Below are 3436 nucleotides of genomic sequence, written 5' to 3'. Positions count from 1 at the left end.
ACATGGCCAAGGTCCCCCGCCGTGCCCTGCGCGCCGCGCTGCAGCATTGCTCCGGAGATGATTCCGGCACCGATCCCGGTGGCCACCTTAATGAACATCAGATCGGTGGTGTCCGGCCAGTTGCTGCTCAGCTCGCCGAGGGCCATGATGTTGACGTCGTTGTCCACGAGTACCGGCACGTCGAAGCTGCGCTGCACCAGCCCTGGCACGTCGAAACGGTCCCAACCGGGCATGATCGGCGGGTTGATGGGGCGGCCCGTCTCGTGTTCCACGGGCCCGGGCAACCCGATGCCGATTGCTGCGAGCTCGGTAGCGCTCCGCTGGGCCTCAAGCAACAGGGCGCCGATCGCTTCGACCAACCAGCCCAGCACCGCCTCCGGCCCATCAGAGATGGTCAATGACTGCCGCGCGCTGGCCAGCTCAGCTCCCGAGAGGTCTGTCAGGATCACCAGTGCGTGAGTGGCTCCGATATCAGCACCAATCACCACCCGCGCTCCGGGGTTGAGGGCGAACAACGACGGCGGCCGCCCGCCAGTGGAGACGGCACCCCCGTAGGGCGCTACGAGACCGAGAGTCATCAACGTTTCAACCCGGGACGCCACAGTCGAGCGGGCCAGCCCGGTGAGCTGAGCCAATTCCGCCCGGGTCCGCGGCTGCCCATCACGGAGCAGTTGGAATACCTCGCTGGCTCCGGGGGCAGGCAGAGCCGAGGTACGGGCCTGCTTGTCGGACTCAATTTTCAACACGGTTTCAGTAAACCACGAGCCACTTATGCCTGTCTCGCCAACTACTAAGTGATGCACAACCAGATACTTTTGTTTGATCCTCGACAAAAGTACGAGTTTTATGTCACAGTGAGCAGGTGGATAAAGATGTCTTCTCCCCAGCGCCTCTGGACAGCGCCTCAGTAGTGTTGAGCGTCGCTGGACTGTCGAAGAGCTTTTTTGGCATTCAGGTGCTGAAGGACGTCTCGCTGCAGCTGCACGCCGGCGAGGTCCATGGCCTGGTCGGTGAGAACGGCGCAGGTAAATCCACATTGATGAAGCTGCTGGCAGGGGTTCACCATCGGGATAGCGGAACCATCGACCTCGCAGGGACAGCAGTAAACTTCTCGCATCCCACCCAGGCCCACGAGGCCGGGTTGTCCACGGTCTTCCAGGAATTCAACCTCCTCCCCGACCGCACCGTCGCCGAGAATATCTATCTGGGACGAGAACCGCGCCGCGGCGTCCTGGTGAACAAGGCGGCCATGCTGGAGCGCACTGCCGAACTCTTGAACCAGCTGGGGATCAGCAGCATCCAGCCATCCACCCCAGTGAGTAACCTGTCGGTGGCCCAACAGCAGATTGTTGAGATCGCCAAGGCAGTCAGCTATGACGCGCGGATCATTTCAATGGACGAGCCGACAGCGGCCCTCGCCGGTCCCGAAGTTGACCTGCTCTATGGAATCATCCGGCGGTTGAAAGAGCGCGGCGTCGCAATTCTCTACGTATCGCACCGGCTCAAGGAAATCTTCGATCTCTGCGACACGATCACAGTTCTTAAGGACGGCGAGGTTGTCGGCTCCCAACCGGCGTCGTCAATGGATGATGCCTCACTGGTGCGCCTGATGGTCGGCCGCCCCATCTCCGCCTATTTCCCTAAAGCCGATCCCGGCACCACTATTGGGGAGCCTCTGCTGGAAGTGACCAACGCCGGCAACGACCAGCTCGATTCAATCAGTCTCACCCTGCGCACCGGTGAGATCGTAGGCATCGCCGGGCTGCAGGGTTCAGGGCGCACTGAACTGGTGGAAGCCATCTTCGGTGCCGCCCCCTTCACCCGGGGCACCATGCGTCTCGCTGGCCAGCCCTACACAGCTAGGACCACCCGAGCAGCTATTCGAAGCAGGATCGCTCTCATCACCGAGGACCGCAAATCGCAGGGGCTGAGCCTGAACCAGTCAATCCTGGACAACGCCCTCAGCGTGATCCGCTCAGTGTTTCCGAACCGCACCGCTCAGGCACGGCGCGACACCCCCGGGGTGCTTTCTTCCCTGGAAGTGATCGCCCGTGACCTTGATCAGGAGGTCCAGTACCTATCCGGTGGGAACCAGCAGAAAGTGGTTCTAGCCAAATGGCTTGCCATTGCGCCCCGGATGGTGTTGCTGGACGAACCCACCCGCGGGATCGATGTGGGAGCAAAGGTAGCCGTGTACAACCTAATGCGAGCGCTGGCCGCCGACGGCAAAGCCATCCTCATGGTTTCCAGTGAACTACCTGAGGTTCTCGGCATGTCCGACCGGGTGCTGGTTATGAGGGACGGCCTCATCGCCGGGGAGCTGTCCCCGATGTCAACCGAGGAGGAGGTTCTGCAGCTGGCTACCGGCGCACGAACCGAGGAGGCACCATCATGAACCGGCTTTCGAGGCTGACGTCGACCCACATTGTGTACCTGGTAGTGCTACTAACCATCATCGTCGGCACAGTGCTGGTCGGGTCGGTGGGGCGCAGCTTCTTCAGCACCGGCAATATTTCGGACATCCTCACTGGAACCAGTGTGCTCGGGTTCATCGCCATCGGGCAGACCCTGGTGATCCTGGTCGGAAGCCTTGATCTTTCAGTGCCCTACGTGATCAGTCTGTCCAGCCTGATTGCAGCGGGTATCATGGCGAACCAGGGCGCCAATGTGCTTCCCGGAGTGCTGTCCGCACTCGCTGTCTCAGCCCTGATTGGACTGGCGAACGGCCTGGTGGTCTCGGGGCTGAAAGTACACGGTTTCATCGCTACCCTCGGCATGGGATTGATCGTCAGCGGCTATCTCGCCACCAACTACCAGGGCAGTTCCGGGCAAGTGCCCCTGTCCTTCCGACTGATCGGTGCAACCGGGCTGGGGCCCATCCCCATCTCGACGCTGATCATGCTTGTCACCGCCGGCCTGGTCCTGGTAATGCTGAACCGCACCCGGGTGGGTCACCATATTTACGCGGTGGGCGGCGATCTCGGCGTCGCCCGGATGTCGGGAATCCGCACCCGCACCCCCATCATCACGGCGCACGTCCTCTGTTCGGTCATGGCCGGCCTGGCTGGTTTGCTACTGGCAGCCCGTCTCGGCGTAGGAAGCCCCACCATCGGGTCGCAGGGCGGGTATGACTTGCTCTCCATCGCAGCGGTCGTCCTTGGCGGCACGCTGCTCGCCGGCGGCAAAGGGTCGCTGGTGGGAACACTCGGCGGAGTGCTGATCTTCGCGATGCTGGACAACATCATGAGCGTCATGCAGATCAACCCCTTCCTGAAAGACGTGGTGCGAGGACTGGTGATCGTGATTGCCGTAGCCGTCTACGCCCGCCGCACGGTGATCACCCGCCCCGCGCGCTTTGATAGAACGCCCGCCACAGCAACCCGCAGGGTATCGGCATGAGCGCCACGCAGAACGCGCAGGGAACCCGGAACAAGGT

The 3436-nt window shown here is 62.0% G+C and carries 3 protein-coding genes; 2 read left to right on the top strand and 1 reads right to left on the bottom strand.

The features are described from left to right. Positions 1–746 (bottom strand): ROK family transcriptional regulator (locus tag Y703_RS18105; protein ID WP_155849415.1); only part of this gene is annotated, 746 nt, incomplete at its 3' end. A gap of 116 nt (positions 747–862) precedes the next feature. On the opposite strand from Y703_RS18105, the gene Y703_RS0105235 reads away from it, so the two are divergent. Together Y703_RS0105235 and Y703_RS0105230 are read left to right on the top strand one after the other, a co-directional pair. Further along, complete coding sequence (locus tag Y703_RS0105235) at positions 863–2395, top strand: sugar ABC transporter ATP-binding protein (RefSeq protein ID WP_155849412.1); 1533 nt, start codon at positions 863–865, stop codon at positions 2393–2395. Then, on the top strand, positions 2392–3399 hold the full coding sequence (locus Y703_RS0105230) for an ABC transporter permease (RefSeq protein WP_026551866.1): 1008 nt from the start codon (positions 2392–2394) through the stop codon (positions 3397–3399). The genes Y703_RS0105235 and Y703_RS0105230 overlap by 4 nt, the downstream gene beginning before the upstream one ends. The last annotated feature ends 37 nt before the right edge of the window (positions 3400–3436 follow it).

The organism is Arthrobacter sp. H20, from assembly GCF_000520515.1.
GTDB lineage: Bacteria > Actinomycetota > Actinomycetes > Actinomycetales > Micrococcaceae > Arthrobacter_D.
This window is presented reverse-complemented; position numbering and strand designations above follow the sequence as displayed.